Source organism: Streptomyces sp. NPDC020742 (assembly GCF_040641675.1).
Lineage (GTDB): Bacteria > Actinomycetota > Actinomycetes > Streptomycetales > Streptomycetaceae > Streptomyces.
On the sequence record NZ_JBFAEA010000023.1, the window covers coordinates 40,852 to 58,336 of the forward strand.

The following is a 17,485-nucleotide window of genomic DNA, read 5'->3' on the forward strand; positions in this document are numbered from 1 at the left end:
GAAGAGCCCAGTGCCGACCGGTGATGCGGCGGCTTCGCGGGCGGGCGAACCGGCAGTCGGCCGACGATGCACTCCCAGCCGGGAAATGGTCCGGACCTTCCTCGGGGAGGTGGCGGTCCCGCTCTGCCTCTACTACGGCCTACGCCTGGCGGGGGTTAACCAGTGGTTGGCGCTCGTACTGAGCAGTGTGGTGCCGGTCGTCCAGTTGATACGGCGGCTGGCGACTGAACGCCGGGTCAGCGGGGCGACGTTGTTCACGCTGAGCCTCACGGCGTGCAGCGCCGCGGTAACCCTGCTCACCGGTGATCCGCGGCTTCTCCTCGCCAGGGAGAGCTACTTCACCGCGCTCCTGGGGCTGTGGATGGCAGGCTCCGTTCCCACCCGGCGCCCGTTCGTGTACACGGCGACCGTCAAACTGCTCCCCGATGCCACCGCCCGCGAGTGGGAAGCCAGGTGGGAAGGGTCACCCGGCTTCCGGCGAACCATGCGCGTGATGACCGGGGCCTGGTCCGCGGCGTTCCTGCTGGACTCCGCGGCACGCGTGGTGATGGCCTACACCCTGCCGGTCGACCTGGTCCCGGTGCTCAGCTCCGCCCTGCTGGTCGCGATGCTGATCGTCGTAGTACGGCTCGGAAAGGTCTACGGAAAGCGCCGACTGGCCTGATGACCGGGGCCCCAGGGCGACCGCACTCAGGCGGTGGGCCAAGGTGAGCGACGACTTGATCGGTCTGGACAGTGACGTGCGGTGGGCGACTGTGCCGAGCCCGTCGTCGCCCACCGCAACCAGCGGACCCGGTGGCAAGGGAAGCCACCAAGAGGTCCCGTCCCGCTCGGTCGTTCAGTTCTGCGCGGTCGCGGTCTGGCTCTTGTACTTAGGGGTGTTGCCCTTCCAGGCTATGGCGATGAAGTTGATCTGCCGGCCCTCCCTCATCTCGCGGGAGAATTCGCAAACCGTCCAGCCCGCGGAACTGCCGAGGGAATCCCTGCACTCGAAGATGGTCTGCGTGTTGCCGCCGTACAGGGCGCGCATATCGATGGTCATTCCGTCGGCCATCGTGTCCTTGACCCAGAACTTGTCGCCGTTCGGCTCGAAACACACTTCACCGCGGGTCTTCACGCCGCCGTCCGACACGACCCAATTGCATACGATCCCGTTGTGACCCGGACGCGGCGCACCGGTGTCGGAGGCGTCCCAGGCGTTCTTCACATGCCAGCCACCCCCGTCTCCAGCGTGCCGCACCGCGGCCGGGGAGGTGGAGGCGGTGGACGCGGAGGCGGCGGGCGCCGCGACCGCCGGTGCGGCCATCAGGCCGAGGGTGAAGCCGCCGGCGGCGACGAGGGCTCCGGCTGATGTGAGAGTGCGCATTGATTCCCCCTGTGGATATCGCGGATCACGCAATTGGCCGTTTCTGGGCGGGTCGCCATTTCGAAGGCCCCAGCCCCTTAACGGGAAAGTGATCGAACTGACGCTTTTTCACGATGTCGGAATGCGGCAGGGGAATCGTTAGCCCAGAGCGCACAACTGTGTTGGTGATGAGTGCACTTGTGGCTGTGGAGGGCTTGGTGCCGGTGGCTCTTGGGCGTGGCGCCGTAGGAGGCTGAATGTCGCAGCAGTCGCAGCAGTCGCAGCCGGGGCGGCAGCCGCAGCCTTCGGTTCGCTTGCCGACGGACGGCACGGTGGCGGTGACAGGGGCCGCGCAGCAGCCTTCGCCCTGCCAGGCGCCGCGGCCTCGGACACGCCTCAGGCGCACCGTGGCCCTGCCTCAGCCGCGGTCACGGTTCAGGACGCGGCGGGCGGCTGCCAGCCAGCGGTCCTTGCGGGCTTTCGCCTCGTGCAGGCGGTCGGAGTTCTGCTGGATCAGGCGGCGCTGGGTGCGGGTCTCGGCCGCTGCCCAAACCGTCACCAGCTTCGCCGACTTCTGACACGCCACGTCCCTGCGGGCGGTGGCGCGTTCGGTCACCGTGGGCTCGGCCGTCTCCCAGCGCTCGCTGCCGGCTGCGGCATAGGGGTCCGGGTAGTCGAAGCCTGCCGTGGCCATGCATGCGTGCCATGTGTGCAGGGCGTCGCGTACTTCGGGGGCACGCCGGGAGGTCTCCAGCGCGGTGCCGGTCAGCTGGTTGAAGGCGTGGTCGTCGGGCGCAGCGGTGTCGCCGACCAGTTGCTGCTGGGCGGACTGGAGGCAGCCGCCTTTGCCGGAGCGGCCGTAGGCTGCTTGCTGGACCTCGGCGGGGAGTGCGTCGCGCTCGTCCCAGGCGCGGTTGCGCCGTGCCAGCGCTGGCGGGTCGGGGCGCGGGTGGTACCCGTAGCGGACGGCCGAGGCCTCGTCTGCTCCGTATCGCCGGAGGTTCGGCGGCTTGGTGTCCCGGGGATCCACCCGCGGCAGGGTCTTCCACTCCATGCCCAGGTCGTTCATGCACCGACGCACGAGGATGTCCTGGGCGTCTTCCACGAGGTGGGTCTCGGCCACGGTTGATGCATAGGCGTCCAGTGGCAGCCGGAGCTGCCCGGCCTGCCGGGACACGGGCGGGGAGTGCGGGGCGGGCGTGGGCTCGTGCTCCGTGGCTGTGCAGGCGGCGGTGGCCAGGAGCAGCAGTGCGAGCGCGGTGGTGGCCCGGGCGCGGGAGGGCGACATGGTTGCCTCTCGTCGTGCGGTGCGCGGTGCGCGGTGTGTGGCGCGTGGGGTCCGGCGGCAGGTGGGGCGGGGTGCGGCTCCAGTCGCCGCACCCCGCCCGTCGGTGTTCGTTACTGAACGGACCTGCGGTCAGTTGAACTCGATGGAGCTCGTGGCGTCGCTCATGCCCGAGTGGTGGCCGAAGTGGGCCTCCTCGTGGTGCGGCTTCAGGGAGAAGCTGGCGCCCGTGTAGCCGGCGTGCTGGTAGAACGTGACCGTGCGGTTGCCCAGGTTCTTGGCGGAGCTGATGGTGTCGTTCCAGCCATCGTGCTTCAGGTTCCGCATGTTGTGAGTGAAGGTCGTCCTCCGATTCTTGAACTTGGCGTCCTGGTAGACCTTGACCTTCGTGACACGGCCCTTGGCCGCGGCGACGTCCGCGTGGGCATCGGCGGAGGCCGGCAGCGCGGCACCGAGCGTGAGTGCGGCAGCGGCGGCGCCGGCAGCGGCTATGTGACGGATACGCACGATGTGTTCCCCTTTTGGTCATGCTCACGTGATGCACGTGATGTTGGTCGTGTGCTGGCCGGTCCGCCCATGCCCCGAGGCGGGGAGCGCGGCCCGTGCAGCACGATGATTCAAGCCCTCGATACAGCGCGACAAAAGGTGATTCGAGGAGGTTCGAATGATCAGTGAGAGGCGTTGCGCACCTGGCGTGCCGAGCGGCTCCAGGCAACGGCGCGACGACGGTCGCCACGTCCTACCGGCCCCCTGAGGGCCGTCATGGAGACGGCGGCAGACGACGAGCTGATCCGCCGCAACCCCTGCCGGATCAAGGGGGCGGGCAGCGAGAAGGCCAAGGAGCGGCCGACGGCCACCGTCGAGCAGGTCGACTCGGTCGCGGACGCCACGGGCCCGCGGTGGCGTTTGACCTGCTGCGGCGCCGGGCCGCCTCTGGCCCGAACCTTGCCCGTACTCGTTCCGCTGCCTTTCGGTGGGGCCTCTGCCGTTCGGTGGGGCCTCTGCCTTTGGGTAGAGGCGGGTCGTCCCCAAGGCGCAGGGCGTCCCTGAAGGAAGACCCCGATAATCGGCGTTATGCCGTCCAGCGCTCCACCTGCCACCGAGAACCGCCGTGTCCGAAGCCCCTTCGCCGGGCCCGGGGAGAGCGGATGGCAACTGTTGCGGGCAGTGGGTGAGGCGGTCCTGGCCGGGGTGCTGGTGCTGCTCGTCTACACGGTTGAGTCGCCGATCGACGCGAGTCTGGAGGGCGGAGGGGTGGCCCTGGGGCTCGTCGGCATCGCGCTGGTGCTGGTGCGGCGCAGGTTCCCGGTGGTCAGCCTGCTCGGGCTGGCGGTGCTGATGGGGGTGATGCCCGCCGTGGCGCTGCTGACCGCGGTAGCCGCCTACACCGCGGCCCGGCACTTGGAGACGCCGCGGCAGCGAGCCAGGCTATTGCTCGGTGCGGCTGCCGTAACGGTGGCCGTCTGCGCGGCGTCCGCGCCCGTGCTGGAGGTGGGCAGCAGGTCGTTCGGTCTGATGCTGAGTGCGGTGCTCGTCACCACCACGGTGGTCATTCCCGGGCTGGTGGGCACCGTCGCAGGGCAGCAGGATCGGCTGCTGCGGGCGTTGCGGGAGCGCACGGCCGCCGCCGAGGAGGCGCGGCGCCTGGCAGACAGTGAGTCCCGCATGCGCGAGCGGTCGCGGATCGCGGCGGAGATGCACGATCTGGTCGGGCATCGCCTGAGCCTGGTCTCCCTGCACGCCGGCGGGCTGGAGATGGCGCTGTCCAGGGAGGCGCCCGGACTGCAGGACGAGGCCGCCGTGGTGGGCCGTGCCGCCCGGGACGCGATGCAGGAGCTGCGGGGGGTGCTGGGGGTCCTGGGCCTGTCGGGGCGGGACACCGGCACCGATGCACTGACGGAGGCGACGGGAACGCGCGCGGACATCGAGGCGCTGGTCGAGGAGTCACGCCGCGGCGGCATTCCCGTCGAGTTCTCCTGGGAGGGGCCCGATCTCGACGCCCGGCCGGCCCGGGTGCGGCGGGCGGTCCACAGGGTGGTGCGCGAGTCGCTCACCAACGTCCACCGGTACGCGGCCGGGGCCCATGTGACCGTCGCCGTCCGGCACGCCGACGAGCGGGTGGAGGTAGCGGTGCGCAACGGCGTGCCGCCCGTGCCGCCCACTGCCACGACCGGGCTCGGCACCGGGCGCGGGCTGATCGGGCTGCGGGAGCGGGTGGCGCTGCTCGGCGGTGGCCTGGAGGCACACCGTACGCCCGGTGGCGGCTTCGCCGTGGCGGCCGACATCCCCGCCGACCCCGGGCCCGGCGCGGAGACGGCGGACACGGACCCATACGACGCCAGACCGGCCGCCGTCGACGGGCCCGGCAGCGAGCTCTCCGCCCTCCAGCGGCGCCTGGTCAGCGCCGTCACCGGGCTGCTCGGCCTGGCGGGGGTGGGCGCGCTGATGTTCTTCGGGGTCGCGCTGCTGGCCTTTGCACACCGCGGTTCGGAGCACCGGACCCCCGAGCAGCCCCGGGTAGGAATGACCAGGGAGCGGGTGGAGCGCGCCGTGGCACCGGACGACCAGGGGGTGCGCGCGGCCGCCGCCGGGCGCGAGCCGCCGCGGCCGGCCTCCGCCACGGACTGTCTGTACCCGTTCCCGCGCGGGATTCCCAAGGGCGAGCGGCTGGAGATCGTCCGCTACTGCTTCCGGTCCGACATCCTGATTGCGATCGACCGCTTCTCGGTCCCCATGGTGACCGAGAAGGCGACCGAACCACCCCGTGGGAGAAGGACGCATGACTGACCAGGCCAACTCCGCCGACTCCGGGGCGGGTTCCGCGATCCGGGTGCTGCTCGCCGACGACGAGGAAATGATCCGGCACGGCGTCCGGCTGATCCTCCGGCACGCCGACGGCATTGAGGTGGTGGCCGAGGCGGCCGACGGGGCCGGGGCCGTCCGGCTCGCCGCCGAGCTCCGGCCCGATGTGGTGCTCCTCGACATCCGTATGCCCGTACTCGACGGGCTTGCGGCCGTCGAACCGCTGGTCGCCCTCGCCCCCGCGCCGCAGGTGGTCATGCTCACCACCTTCGGCGACGAGGAGAACGTGCTCCGGGCCCTGCGGGCGGGCGCCACCGGCTTCCTGCTCAAGGACGAGGGGCCGCAGGCGCTGATCAGCGCGGTACGGGCGGCGGCCGCGGGGGACGCGGTCCTCTCGCCCGGCGTCACCGGGACCGTCGTCCGGCGGATGCTGAGCGGCGGCGGGGCCGGCGCCGGGGCCGCCGCCCCGGACGGCAGGTTGGCGGGGCTGACGGACCGGGAGCGGGGGGTGCTGGTCATGCTGGGGAAGGGGCTGTCGAACCAGGAGATCGGCAGACGCCTCGGCATCGGTGTGGGGACGGTCAAGACCCATGTCCGGTCGATCCTGGCGAAGACGGGGTGCGGCAGCCGGGTACAGGCGGCGCTGCTGGCGCACCAGGCCGGGCTCATGGGCTGAGCCCTCCCCGGCGGGGCCGTCGGGTCTCTCTTTGGGCAGAGGGGCCATGGTCCGTGCGGGTGACACGGCCGCGGCGGGTCTGCCCTTCGGTAGGCGGCGTATTCCCGACCCCAGAGCGACGCATGCGGGGGTGGGCCGCGGCCACGATGGTCGGGAGTTCCGCACCGCACCACCGCGAGGAGTCCCGATGTCGCAGCCCGCCACCCGTAACCCTGGCCTCCGGGCCCCCGTGGACGTCGCTGCTCGCGCAGCGGAGCTGACCAAGGTCTATGGCGAGGGCGAGACCCGCGTCCTTGCCCTCGACTCGGTCTCCGTGGAGTTCGGCCGTGGTCAATTCACCGCGATCATGGGGCCGTCCGGCTCCGGCAAGTCGACGCTGATGCACTGCATGGCAGGGCTCGACTCGATCTCCAGCGGGTCTGCTCGTATCGGTGACACCGAACTGTCCGGCCTGAGCGACCGGCAACTCACCAGGCTCCGGCGGGAGAAGATCGGCTTCGTCTTCCAGGCGTTCAACCTGCTGCCCACGCTGAATGCGCTGGAGAACATCACGCTTCCGGCGGACATCGCCGGCCGTAAGCCCGACCAGGATTGGCTGGAGCTGATCGTGGGGACGGTCGGTCTTTCCGAGCGGCTGCGGCACCGTCCGTCGCAGCTGTCCGGCGGCCAGCAGCAGCGCGTCGCCGTGGCCCGCGCGCTGGCCGGACGGCCGGAGATCGTCTTCGCCGACGAGCCGACCGGCAACCTCGACTCCCGTTCCGGCGGGGAAATCCTGGGCTTCCTCCGGGAATCGGTACGCGAGTTGGGGCAGACGGTGGTGATGGTCACCCACGACCCGGTAGCCGCCTCCTACGCGGACCGGGTGGTCTTCCTTGCCGACGGGATGCTGATCGACGATCTGTCCGACCCCACCCCCGAGGCCGTGCTCGACCGTATGCGGCTCTTCGACACCGAGGAACGGACGAGCTGACGCGTCCCGCTCGCACGGCTCCCCCGCTCGCACGGCTTCCCTCCCGTTCGGCCTCCCTCCCGTTCGGCCTCCCTCCCGCACGGCCTCCCCATCCCGACCGCGTACCTCCAGGACTGGCTCCGACATGCTGCGTACAGCCTTGCGCAACGTCCTTGCGCACAAATCCCGACTTCTCATGACCGCACTCGCGGTCCTCCTCGGTGTCGCCTTCGTCTCCGGCACCCTTGTCTTCGGCGACAGTGTCGCCGGCTCCTTCCACAACGCCGCCGCCAAGAACCTCAAGGGTGTGGCCGCCTCCGTACAGGCCGATGGCGCCTCCGGGCCCGGCGGCTCGGAAGGCAAGCCGATCACCGTCCTTGACACCGGGCTGGCGCAGAAGATCAGCGCGCTGCCCGGCGTCGCCTCGGTGCGCCCCACCGTCAACGGCACGGCCACCTTGGCCGCCAAGGACGGCAGCCCGGTCAACGCCGACAACAACTGGCAGAACCTGGCCACCAATTACCTGCCCGGCAAGGACGGCAAGGACAGCCGTTTCCCGCTGACAGCAGGCCGCGGTCCCGCAGCCGAGGGTGAGCTGGTGCTGGACACCAGGACCGCCGAGAAGACCGGCTACCGGATCGGCGACACCGTCCGCTTCGCCATCGACGGGCCTGCCCTGACCAAGAAGCTGGTCGGTACCGTCTCCACCGACGACCCGCGGGTCGCCGCTGGGGGTACCCTCACCCTCTTCGACACCCCGACCGCGCAGAAGCTGTTCCTCCACGCCGGTCAGTTCGACGAGATCACGGTCGCGGCCAAGGCCGGTACCGATGAGCGTGCGCTGACCGGCCGGGTGCAAACGCTGCTTCCAGAGAAGGGCGCCAGGGTTGTCAGCGGTGCCGACCTGGCAGCCGAGCAGTCCTCAGGGGGCTCCGGGGACAGCGGGTTCCTCCCCAAGCTGCTGATGGTGTTCGCCGGCATCGCGCTGTTCGTCGGCGTGTTCCTCATCGCCAACACCTTCACCATGCTCATCGCCCAGCGCAGCCGCGAGATCGCGCTGATGCGGGCCGTGGGCGCCTCGCGCCGCCAGGTCGTACGCTCCGTCCTCGCCGAGGCCGCCCTCCTCGGCCTCGGCGCCTCCGCCGCCGGATTCGTGCTCGGTCTCGGCATCGCCGCCGCCATGCGCCCGCTGCTCAACGCGACCGGCGCCGATTTGCCCGACGGGCCGCTGGTCATCTCGGCCTCGACCGTTGAGTCTTCGCTCGCGGTCGGCGTCCTCGTCACCGTACTGGCCGCCTGGCTGCCGTCCCGCAAGGCCGCGAAGATCGCCCCCATCGAGGCGCTCAGCAGCGTCGACCAGGCGCCGCCCACCCGCGCCCTGGTGATCCGCAACGTGCTCGGCGCCCTGCTCACCGGGGCCGGGGTACTGGTGATGCTCCACGTCTCCACCTTCCGGATCACCTCCAAGGAGCACCTGCAGATCGCGATGCTCGGCTCCGGGCTGACCCTGAGCGGCATGATCGTGCTGGCCCCGCTGCTCTCCCGGCCGCTGATCACCCTGGCCGGCAAGGTCACCACCCGCTGGTACGGCGTCACCGGCAAGCTGGCCAAGGAGAACGCGCTGCGCAACCCGCGCCGCACCGCCGCCACCGCATCGGCCCTGATGATCGGGCTCACCCTGATCACCGCTCTGACCGTCGCCGGGTACTCCACCCAACAGGCCATGGACAAGCAGGTCGCCCAGGGACTGACCGCCGACTACACGGTCTCCAACAGCTTCCACCGCGGCGGTCTCGAAGTGGGCGCGGCCGACAAGGTCGCGAGGGTGCCCGGGGTAGCCGCGGCCGTTCCCGTCACCTCGACGGGATTCGACACCAAGAGCGGGCCCGCCGCCATCACCGGCACCGACCCCAAGGCGTTCGGCAAGACCGCGGAGCTCGATTTCCACGCCGGGTCGCTGCGTGACATCGGCCCCGGGAAGATCGCGGTCTCCGACGCGTTCGCCGAGAAGGCCGGCCTCACACTCGGCGCCACCCTCGACGTCGGCACGGACACCGGCAAGACCAAGAAGAAGCAGCTGACGGTCGTCGGCATCTACGCCCAGACCCGCGCTGCGCGGGATGCGCTGGGCACACTCGCCGACGTCTTCCCGTCCTCCGGCACCAAGAAGCTCGACAAGGTACTGGTCAAGGTCGAGCCCGGCAAGGGCGCGGGCCTGGAGCGGAAGATCCGTGCCGCGCTCGGCGACAGCCCCCTGCTGAAGGTCGAAAGCCAGGAGCAATTCATCAAGGCGGCAGGCGGGGCAATGACCACGGCACTCAACATGATGTACGGGCTGCTCAGCATGGCCGTCGTCATCGCGGTGCTCGGTGTCGTCAACACCCTGGCCATGTCGGTCTTCGAGCGCACCCGGGAGATCGGGATGCTGCGGGCCATCGGCCTCGACCACGCCGGAATCAAGCAGATGGTCCGGCTGGAGTCGATAGTGATCTCCCTGTTCGGCGCGGTACTCGGGATCGGCACGGGCATCTTCCTGGCCTGGGCCGGAGGCAGCATGCTGGCGTCGTCGGTGACGACGTACGAGATGGCGCTGCCGTGGGGGAGGCTGGGGATCTTCCTGGTGCTGGCCCTGGCGATCGGCGTCCTGGCCTCGATCTGGCCGGCCCGCCGGGCAGCCCGCCTGAACATGCTGAGCTCGATCCAGTCGGCCTGAGGCCCAGATCGCCGAGCTGCCGGAGAAGGCAGCCGAGGAGAAGGCCCCCCTGCCGAACGCCGAAGGGACCCGGCGGCGCCTCAGCCACGGCCTGGACCTGACCAGCCGTCTCACCGTCGGCGACTGGCTGGACATGTGGCCGGCTGGCACCCTTCACTGGAAGCGCACCGGCGAGAAGCCCTCACCCGTGATGCTCCGGACGCCGGAGCACACCAGCCGCTTCCTCGACCACGTCGCGGAGGACCGCCTCTACGCGCTGCGGCACCTGATCGTCTTCCGTGGACTGCGGCGAGGCGAGGTGTGCGGGCAGAAGTGGAGCCCGCACCCCCCGACCGCCTCCTCGGCCGAGAACACACCAGCCCCAGGTCATTGACCTGGGGCTGGTGCCGTGGAGCGGGCGGCGAGCACGGCCCCGGCAGGAGACGGCCGATGCCGCAAAGTTGGCGTTCCAGGTGCCGCCGCGCCGTTGGGGCACGCCGGCGTCGACGAGGGAGTGGTGTGGATCAGGCGCGCCGCGCCGGAGCTGACCAACGGCAAGAAGGTCATCGGCGATCCGAAGTCGCGGGCGGGCAAACGTGCGGTGTACCTGCCCGACTTCATCGTGCCCGAGCTGCGTCGCCACCTTCAGTGGTTCGCCGAGAAGGAACCGGACGGACTCCTCATCGTGGGCGAGCGCGGGGCCGCTCTGCGACGGTCCGCAGCACCGTGTCTGGATACGGAAAATCCTGCGGCCCACACCACTCCAATTGTAGGATTAATGGTCGCGAGACACTCAACTGGGGCAGTTTTCCTTGAAGTTACTCAAACCATCGCCGTTCTGGGCATGGGTGCCATGGTGGCGCTCGGTGTGACGGGGACCGCGATGGCCAGCGAATGGCCGCTCACCTCGGAGCAGGTGAACACGGGCAAGGCCGACCAGGCCGACCGTGAGCGCGACGCCTCCGCCCGCAAGGGACCGGTCATCGCCACCTACAAGGGAAAGAAGATCGACCTCGGCAAGGACTGGGGCGGGGCCATGGTGTGCTCCGAGTACCCCGACCTGTCGGTGAAGTGCTTCGACACCGACACGCAGGCCAGCGCCGACATGACCGCCTACAAGAAGGCGCACCCCGGCGACCTCCCCGACGCTCCCCCCAAGGGGCGCGCGGACATCACCGCGGCCAACACAGCCAAGGCCGAAGCCAAGGGCAAGACCGCTGCAACCAGCAAGGTGAATACCAAGGCAGCTGCCAACTGTGCGTTCGGGTGGGTGTGCCTGTACCAGCACAAGAACTACGGCGGGCGCAAACTCCAGTGGTCCGAGGACGGAGTCAAGACCCTCGGCCAATACAACTTCCGCGACCGGGCCTCGTCGGGCTGCAACAACGACGAGATGGGCGGATCGCCCATCATCGACTACCGCAACATGATGCCCGACCCGGAAATGATCATGCCCCTGGGTAACTGCTTCAGGAACTACGCCGACATCGACTATTCGGGGGTTGGGTCCGGGTCGTGGAACGACCGGGCTGACGCCGTGAAGGTTTAAAGCCCTCAAGCGATGCCCCGGCGCGCGGTACGGGGCCGGGGCGTTGTTCCCTGCCCGCCCGCCCGCTTTGGAGCACCCATATGCGCCGTACACCCCTACGCTTGACCCTGCCCGCGGCCGCTGCTGCCTGTCTGCTGGCGGCGGGTTGCAGCACCGAACCCCAGGGTGATCAGGCGATCCCAGCCACCCTGCCCTCCCAGCCGCCCGGCGACGACACCGGCAACCACGCGGACGCCGCCACCTTCACCGCATCCCTGATGCCCAAGGACAGGCCCACGCTCGGTGTGGAGCAGATCATCACGACCGTCCACGGCGACGAGCCCTACACCTACCTCGTCATCAACGCCAAAGGCACACCAGCGTCGGAGAAGATCAATGAGCTGATCACCCACTACATGGCGTGGAAGGACAGGGGCACCAAGCCCGTCATGGTTGGCGTGTTCAACGCCGAAGGCAAGCGCGTCGGCAGCGCAGTCACCGGCTGACCCGCCGGCCTATCCCGGCCTCAGGTCCGGAATAGCTCATCTGGTTACCTTCGTGGTGCGGGGCCGTACTGGGGCAAGAGCGACGACTGCGGGGCTGGCGGTGCGATCGAGCGGGGCGGGGACGGGCTGTCCTACTTGGATGCCACGGGCAGGGTTGCGCGGCAGCGGAGGGGGGCCGGGGGTGCCGGCGGTCAGCGGCTCCTCGCTGAGATGGGTCGCCCACAGCAAATCCTGGTCTTCCCCGACGTCATCACCAGCCGCAGCAAAGCAAGGCGTTCACCAAGCGGCGGGCACGGGCCGAACAGGGCATCGCCCGTCTCAAGGACTTCCAGGTCCTATGCCAGCACTGCCGAAGCGGCGACATGATCAACCAGACCAACTGGGCCGTGGTTGCGCTCCACCGTCTCAAGATCGACTGCGCCTGAATTACGGATCAAGTCTTAGAGACTATGCATGGCGAAGGCAGGATCGGTCAGCAATGCTGGTCTTGCCTTCGCCGCGCTGTGCTTTCGGCGGAGCGCGTTCGCCCTCCGGAGCGCAGGCAAGGCGCCAGGCGAATGCCCTTACCGCAGGCCCATTTTGCATCCACAATCTCACGACAACTCAGACGCAGCTGACCCAAGCCACAGAAGCAGCGCCTCGCCATTCGAGACGCTTGGCCCTCAAGGTGCATGCGTCAGTGCGGGAGTTCGCGAAGTCGGCCCCTCCGTCAGCGGATAGGGCTGGTCGAACCGAAAATGGTCTAGACGGCAAACAAGGCCCAGGTCGCTGACCTGGGCCTTCGCCATGGAGCGGGTGACGGGAATCGAACCCGCGCTCTGAGCTTGGGAATCACCGGCCGTTTGCCGCACTTATGCGCGCTGACCAGGTGAAACGGCTGACCGCGGCACGGCAGCGAACCCTCGGGCCGAACCCCTCTTGACCGTGGTTCTCCGCCCCAACTGGTGCGCTTCTGGTGCGCTGGGGCGTCTCCGGTGAGTCACCCCATGACCCACCGGACAGCTCCTATGGAGAGCCTGCGCTCGCCGACCACCTACGAGCGGGACCTACATCAGCCCTTGTCTTTCTTCACTTTGTACAGTTCGAGGTCTCTGTTCACGAACAGGTGCACATAGCCGCAGCTCCAGCAGATCAGCCCGGTCGCCGACTCGTTCGCCCAGCCGAAGTTCATGAGCTCCATGCCGGAGCTGTTGAGCTTCACCTCACGGTCCCGAAACAGATCGCCCTGACAGAAAGTGCACTTGATCCACACCTTCCCGACAGCCGCACGCACAGGCTTGGCCATACCCACACCTCTCCCAAGAGCAACCGGAGTGGCGCAACCGTCTCGCACCCACCGCGCAGCGGTCAGCATAGTCAGAGCCTCGAACAGGGCCGCGACCTGGAGGGGCCGCGGAGCGCCCCGGCTACCGCGTCATCCCGGCGACCACCCAACGGTCAGCTTCGCCGAGGGGCGCCCGTAAGTCGCCCGTCCCATCGGACAGGTCCCTGGGCGTGCGGCAATATCGGGCGGCGAGCGCCCGGCCCCCTAGCGGCTGACGGGGATCTCGTAAACGATCTCGCACAGGGCCGCAGGGACGACGATGTCCGCCGTCTCCACGGGCCGTCCCTCGTCGCTGTAGTACGTCCTCCGGATGTGCGTGACGAGACTGGCCTTCTGGATGCCGAGGAGCGACGCTTCCTCGGCATCCGCTTGCCGCGGCTCGGGCTGCTCGACAGCGTGGCTGACCGTGATGCCGATCTCGGCCATGCGGTTCACCACGCCCACGCCGGCGTGCGGCCCACCCTCCGGGAGAACGACGAGCGTGCCGCCGGTGAGGTCGTACGGCTCCCAACTCGTCGACAGCTGCACCGGCTTCCCGTCGGCGAGGAACTCGTACACGGTGCGGACGCACAGCTCACCCTCGCCGATACCGAGGCGTGCCGCGATCTCAGCCGGCGCCGGCACCTTCGCCTCGGTCCGGCTTTCCCAATCCCCCAGCTTGCCCACGGCCTTCATGTCCGCGCGAAATGGGGAGCCGTCAGGCTGCTCGCGCGCCGAGGAGCGGACCATGCGTACACGCTGACGAGGGGCGGCGACGATGGACGCCTGCGGTCTGACCGTCCCGCCCCCGCGCTGGCGGCTCGCGCTCTCCCGCATGACCGACCGCCCGGCCCCCGAGTCGCGTGCCCCGCGCATCCTCCGCCTCCGGCCGACCCGTACTGGGCTCGTCCTGCGGCTCAAACTCCGGCCCGGCCAGGACGCGTTCGACGTCTCCGCCGCCACCGACCGGCTCCGGCACTCCTTCGGGGTGTACGGCGTCACCGCCCGGGAGATCCGCTCCGGCGTCGTCGAAGTGCGGATGACGGGCTACGACGTTCTCCGGCGCGTGCAGATGCCCGCCAAGGTCGATCGCGCACCGATGCGTGTCCCCGTCGCGCTGCGGGAGGACGGATCGGTCCACTACCGCGACTACCGGACCGTCCCGCACGGACTCACGCTCGGGGCCACCGAGTCGGGCAAGTCCGTCTACCAGCGCAATTTGGTGGCCGGTCTCGCCGCTCAGGACGTCGCACTCGTCGGTATCGACTGCAAGCAGGGTGTTGAGCTGTTCCCGCTCGCCCGCCGCTTCTCCGCCCTCGCGGACGACCAGGACACCGCTCTCGAACTGCTCGAAGCGCTGGTGTCCCACATGGAGTCCGTCTATCAACTCATCCGCGAACAACAGCGCATCAGTGTGGACGTCCCCGACGCGGAGATCGCCGCCGACATCTGGGACCTGGCCGAGGATCTGCGTCCGCCTCCCGTTGTCGTCCTGGTGGACGAGGTGGCCGAACTTGCGCTCTTCACCTCCAAGGAGGAGGAGAAGCGCAGGGACCGGACCATCACCGCGGAAATGGCGCAAGGCACGGGCGACCGTCGGCATGCCGGAGGGCCTCCGCTTCTACGACCTTCGTCACACCGGTCACACACTGGCGACGCGATCCGGGGCCACCCTCAAGGACACGATGGTCCGCGCTGGCCAGTCCTCGGAGAAGGCGGCACTCATCTATCAGCACTCGGATCTTGAGCGGCAGCAGGAAGTCGCGAGCGGGCTGGACGACCTCGTGCGGGCCGCCCGCAGCAAGGCCCGTCAGGCGTCTTCCGGAGAGCCTTCTGGTGCGGATCTGGTGCGCGACGCTTAGCCCGGTCTAGACAACAAACAAGGCCCAGGTCGCTGACCTGGGCCTCAACTATGGAGCGGGTGACGGGAATCGAACCCGCGCTCTGAGCTTGGGAATCAACGGGGCCTGGGACGATCATTCGGCGCTGACCTGGGGAAATGTTGCTTGCCTGCGTCGTCCTGCGGTGTCCCGTCGTGCCCCTCGTGACCGGTGTTGACCGGGCTGAAGGGCACGGATGGGGCACGGCCGTTCGCGACACTTGTGGTGTGGCGTCTTTGGCTGCCGGTCGGTGATGAAGGATGGCTTCCAGGAGCCCGCCGTACCGTCAGATTGCGCACGCAACGCTGCTAAGCCTCCAGGGGCTTCCACATCGTCCCGCCACGCCTTGCCGTCCGGGGCCTCCTGGTCGCAGCTAAGAGTCAGCTCGGCTGGTCTCCGGTGTAGCGGTAGATCGCGCCGTCGGAGTTGACGTGCCAGACGGTGCCGTCGGCGGCCACGCCGATGTCCACTGCCTTGCCGGGGATGCCGACCCAGGGGTTGGTGTCGTGTCCGGTGTACCGGTACATCTGGCCCAGGGAGTTCACCCCCCACACGTGGGTCCTGGATCCGACGGAGATTCGGGTGAGGCCACCGGAGACGGCAACCCAGTCGGTGGAGCCCTGATCCCCGGTGTAGCGGTAGATCCCCCCGGCAGAATTGACGTGCCAGACGGTGCCGTCGGCAGCCACGCCGATGTCCACGGCCTTGCCGGGGATGCCGACCCAAGGGTTGGCGTCGTGTCCGGTGTACCGGTACATCTGGCCCAGGGAGTTCACACCCCACACGTGGGTCCTGGAGCCGACCGAGATGCGGGTGAGGCCACCGGAGACGGCAACCCAGTCGGTGGAGCCCTGATCCCCGGTGTAGCGGTAGATCCCCCCGGCAGAATTGACGTGCCAGACGGTGCCGTCGGCAGCCACGCCGATGTCCACGGCCTTGCCGGGGATGCCGACCCAAGGGTTGGCGTCGTGTCCGGTGTACCGGTACATCTGGCCCAGGGAGTTCACACCCCACACATGAGTCCTGGACCCGACCGAGATCGTCGTGAGACCGCCAGAGACTTGCTTCCAGTCAGCCATGTTCGTGTCCCCTCCTTGGCTCGAACGTTGCAAGGAGGAATCTGGTACTCGACAGGTCCACCCAAACGACCAGATATACGGATTGACTGCTGAGATAATCCAAAAATCGCTGTTTGTTCGCTTTAGCGCCCAGTATGTCCAGGCAGCGGCGCGCCTCCATCGCAAGCAGGAGACCGGAAACGCCGTAACCCACAAGGCCCAGAACGGAGGCCCTCCGGCGACCTGGCGTAGCCGGGCTGCCGGGGCCGGGCACGTGGTGCCCGCTACCCCCGGCCTCGCCGGGCGGGCGGTGCAGGGCCTCGTGGAGGACTCCGTCACGGATGCCCTGGGCGTCGCCTCCGTAGAGGTTCTTGAGGTTGGCCCGGAGGGGGAGGCCGGCGGCGTGCGTCAGGAGGTGATGGGCGGTGGCCTGACCGAGCGGGTGGCCGTTGACCTCGGGCCAGAAGGCGCACAGTGGCTCGTCCAGTTGGAGTTTCCCGTCCTCGACGAGGGTGCCGATCGATGCCCGGACGGCGAGGACCTTGGTGAGGCCGGCGACGTCGAAGATCGTGTCGAGTCGCATCGGCCGGGCTGCATCGGTCGAGTAGCCCGACGGCACCGTTCGCCTTTGTGCCGGTGGCGTCACCGAGGGCCCAGACGGCACCGGGGTAGACCTTGTCGCCGACGCCGGCATGCAGGAGTTTGTCGATGCTGTCGATATCGAGCGTCATGGTCTCCCGGTCGTGTGCCGTGGGTGCCCTGTTGGTCAGGGTAGTGAGGCAGCCGGGTTCACCGGGTGCGGACCGGTGTTCAGCGGCGTGACCTCCGGGGCGTCCTGTCAGTGGCGGGTGCCAGGATCATCGCAACGCATCGCCGAAGGAGTTCCGTCAGGTGCCCGACCACCCCACTGACTGTCTCCGAGTGGCGCGAGTTCCTCAGCGCGTACAGCGCCAAGTCCTTCGCGTTGAAGGAGTTCCGGGCTGCTCTGGATGAACGCAGGGCACCGTGGTTCACCGAAGCGCACCGGGAAGCCGGGTGGCTCGGCTGCGAACCGGCGAGCGAGGCGGCCGTCGCCGCCGCCGAGGAGCGGCTCGGGGTTCGCCTTCCCCCGAGCTACCGCAACTTCCTGCTGACCAGTGACGGCTGGAACTCGATCGGCCTCCTCGACCTGCTGGAGGTCGAGGAGATCGGGTGGTTCGCCGACAAGGCGGCCGACCTCCTCGAAGTGTGGGAGGAACTGGAGGACTTCACCGAGGAGCCCGCGATACTCAGGCGGTGCCTGCTGATCTCCGTCGACGAGGGCGGCAGCGGCGGCAACTGGCTTCTGGACGCGGACAGCGTCGGGGAGGACGGCGAGTGGACCGCGTACGAGTGGTGGCCCGGCCACGGCGGGGACCCCGAACCGTACGAGGACTTCGCCGCGATGGCGAAGCACGCGTCGGACGCGGTCACCTGAGGCGT

Annotated in this window: 15 protein-coding genes and 4 pseudogenes; 12 read left to right on the plus strand and 7 right to left on the minus strand. The window is 69.1% G+C overall.

Annotation, left to right across the window (positions count from 1 at the left end):
- The first annotated feature begins 85 nt into the window (after positions 1-85).
- Complete coding sequence (locus AB0G84_RS29045) at positions 86-664, plus strand: VC0807 family protein (protein ID WP_361327066.1); 579 nt, start codon at positions 86-88, stop codon at positions 662-664.
- Between the two features lie 174 nt (positions 665-838).
- Here the strand turns inward: AB0G84_RS29045 and AB0G84_RS29050 are convergent, their stop codons facing one another.
- From AB0G84_RS29050 to AB0G84_RS29060, 3 genes are all read right to left on the minus strand, one after another.
- Positions 839-1,306, minus strand: a complete 468-nt coding sequence (locus tag AB0G84_RS29050) for a hypothetical protein (RefSeq protein ID WP_361327069.1) — start codon at positions 1,304-1,306, stop codon at positions 839-841.
- A gap of 457 nt (positions 1,307-1,763) precedes the next feature.
- On the minus strand, positions 1,764-2,633 hold the full coding sequence (locus AB0G84_RS29055; protein ID WP_361327072.1) for a hypothetical protein: 870 nt from the start codon (positions 2,631-2,633) through the stop codon (positions 1,764-1,766).
- A 129-nt stretch (positions 2,634-2,762) separates the two neighbouring features.
- Complete coding sequence (locus AB0G84_RS29060) at positions 2,763-3,137, minus strand: peptidase inhibitor family I36 protein (RefSeq protein WP_361327075.1); 375 nt, start codon at positions 3,135-3,137, stop codon at positions 2,763-2,765.
- A gap of 171 nt (positions 3,138-3,308) precedes the next feature.
- Here AB0G84_RS29060 and AB0G84_RS29065 point away from each other — a divergent pair.
- The 8 genes and pseudogenes from AB0G84_RS29065 to AB0G84_RS29100 form a co-directional block, all read left to right on the plus strand.
- Positions 3,309-3,539: pseudogene (locus tag AB0G84_RS29065) on the plus strand (site-specific integrase); the annotation flags it as partial.
- Between the two features lie 258 nt (positions 3,540-3,797).
- A complete protein-coding gene (locus tag AB0G84_RS29070; protein ID WP_361327078.1) occupies positions 3,798-5,417 on the plus strand; it encodes a histidine kinase in 1,620 nt (539 codons plus the stop codon).
- Positions 5,410-6,108 carry a response regulator transcription factor gene (locus AB0G84_RS29075; RefSeq protein WP_361327081.1) on the plus strand — a complete coding sequence of 233 codons (699 nt, stop codon included), beginning with the start codon at positions 5,410-5,412 and terminating at the stop codon, positions 6,106-6,108. The genes AB0G84_RS29070 and AB0G84_RS29075 overlap by 8 nt, the downstream gene beginning before the upstream one ends.
- A gap of 187 nt (positions 6,109-6,295) precedes the next feature.
- The gene (locus AB0G84_RS29080) at positions 6,296-7,078 is read left to right on the plus strand and encodes an ABC transporter ATP-binding protein (RefSeq protein ID WP_361327084.1); all 783 of its coding nucleotides are present in this window, start codon (positions 6,296-6,298) and stop codon (positions 7,076-7,078) included.
- Between the two features lie 124 nt (positions 7,079-7,202).
- Positions 7,203-9,770: an FtsX-like permease family protein gene (locus AB0G84_RS29085; RefSeq protein WP_361327087.1), complete on the plus strand. Its 2,568-nt coding sequence runs from the start codon at positions 7,203-7,205 to the stop codon at positions 9,768-9,770.
- Positions 9,771-9,927: 157 nt separating this feature from the next.
- Positions 9,928-10,089: pseudogene (locus AB0G84_RS29090) on the plus strand (site-specific integrase); the annotation flags it as partial.
- A gap of 147 nt (positions 10,090-10,236) precedes the next feature.
- Positions 10,237-11,298 (plus strand): peptidase inhibitor family I36 protein, encoded by a 1,062-nt coding sequence (locus AB0G84_RS29095; RefSeq protein WP_361327090.1) that lies wholly within the window; start codon positions 10,237-10,239, stop codon positions 11,296-11,298.
- A gap of 101 nt (positions 11,299-11,399) precedes the next feature.
- Positions 11,400-11,783: a hypothetical protein gene (locus AB0G84_RS29100; protein WP_361327093.1), complete on the plus strand. Its 384-nt coding sequence runs from the start codon at positions 11,400-11,402 to the stop codon at positions 11,781-11,783.
- Between the two features lie 1,051 nt (positions 11,784-12,834).
- Here the strand turns inward: AB0G84_RS29100 and AB0G84_RS29105 are convergent.
- Positions 12,835-13,068, minus strand: a complete 234-nt coding sequence (locus tag AB0G84_RS29105; RefSeq protein ID WP_361327096.1) for a hypothetical protein — start codon at positions 13,066-13,068, stop codon at positions 12,835-12,837.
- A 243-nt stretch (positions 13,069-13,311) separates the two neighbouring features.
- Positions 13,312-13,923 carry a UTRA domain-containing protein gene (locus AB0G84_RS29110; RefSeq protein WP_361327099.1) on the minus strand — a complete coding sequence of 204 codons (612 nt, stop codon included), beginning with the start codon at positions 13,921-13,923 and terminating at the stop codon, positions 13,312-13,314.
- Here AB0G84_RS29110 and AB0G84_RS29115 point away from each other — a divergent pair.
- Positions 13,865-14,656 (plus strand): annotated as a pseudogene (locus AB0G84_RS29115) (FtsK/SpoIIIE domain-containing protein); the annotation flags it as partial. The gene AB0G84_RS29110 and the pseudogene AB0G84_RS29115 sit on opposite strands and share 59 nt — an antisense overlap.
- Positions 14,655-14,948, plus strand: a pseudogene (locus AB0G84_RS29120) (site-specific integrase); the annotation flags it as partial. The pseudogenes AB0G84_RS29115 and AB0G84_RS29120, both read left to right, overlap by 2 nt.
- Positions 14,949-15,346: 398 nt before the next feature.
- On the opposite strand, the gene AB0G84_RS29125 reads toward AB0G84_RS29120, so the two are convergent.
- Together AB0G84_RS29125 and AB0G84_RS29130 are read right to left on the minus strand one after the other, a co-directional pair.
- Complete coding sequence (locus tag AB0G84_RS29125; RefSeq protein WP_361327102.1) at positions 15,347-16,045, minus strand: tectonin domain-containing protein; 699 nt, start codon at positions 16,043-16,045, stop codon at positions 15,347-15,349.
- Entirely contained in the window at positions 16,038-16,643 is a 606-nt protein-coding gene (locus tag AB0G84_RS29130) for a serine hydrolase domain-containing protein (RefSeq protein ID WP_361327105.1), read from the minus strand. Before AB0G84_RS29130 ends, AB0G84_RS29125 begins: the two co-directional genes overlap by 8 nt.
- A 345-nt stretch (positions 16,644-16,988) precedes the next feature.
- Between AB0G84_RS29130 and AB0G84_RS29135 the strand changes: the two genes are divergently transcribed.
- The gene (locus tag AB0G84_RS29135) at positions 16,989-17,480 is read left to right on the plus strand and encodes an SMI1/KNR4 family protein (protein WP_361327108.1); all 492 of its coding nucleotides are present in this window, start codon (positions 16,989-16,991) and stop codon (positions 17,478-17,480) included.
- Positions 17,481-17,485: the final 5 nt, after the last annotated feature.

What these genes read in the sequence shown, in the direction of transcription:
- AB0G84_RS29045 (WP_361327066.1), top strand. Translation starts at nt 86, where the DNA reads ATGGTCCGGACCTTCCTCGGGGAGGTGGCGGTCCCGCTCTGCCTCTAC.
- AB0G84_RS29050 (WP_361327069.1), bottom strand. Translation starts at nt 1,306, where the DNA reads ATGGCCGCACCGGCGGTCGCGGCGCCCGCCGCCTCCGCGTCCACCGCC.
- AB0G84_RS29055 (WP_361327072.1), bottom strand. Translation starts at nt 2,633, where the DNA reads ATGTCGCCCTCCCGCGCCCGGGCCACCACCGCGCTCGCACTGCTGCTC.
- AB0G84_RS29075 (WP_361327081.1), top strand. Translation starts at nt 5,410, where the DNA reads ATGACTGACCAGGCCAACTCCGCCGACTCCGGGGCGGGTTCCGCGATC.
- AB0G84_RS29080 (WP_361327084.1), top strand. Translation starts at nt 6,296, where the DNA reads ATGTCGCAGCCCGCCACCCGTAACCCTGGCCTCCGGGCCCCCGTGGAC.
- AB0G84_RS29085 (WP_361327087.1), top strand. Translation starts at nt 7,203, where the DNA reads ATGCTGCGTACAGCCTTGCGCAACGTCCTTGCGCACAAATCCCGACTT.
- AB0G84_RS29105 (WP_361327096.1), bottom strand. Translation starts at nt 13,068, where the DNA reads ATGGCCAAGCCTGTGCGTGCGGCTGTCGGGAAGGTGTGGATCAAGTGC.
- AB0G84_RS29110 (WP_361327099.1), bottom strand. Translation starts at nt 13,923, where the DNA reads ATGCGGGAGAGCGCGAGCCGCCAGCGCGGGGGCGGGACGGTCAGACCG.
- AB0G84_RS29125 (WP_361327102.1), bottom strand. Translation starts at nt 16,045, where the DNA reads ATGGCTGACTGGAAGCAAGTCTCTGGCGGTCTCACGACGATCTCGGTC.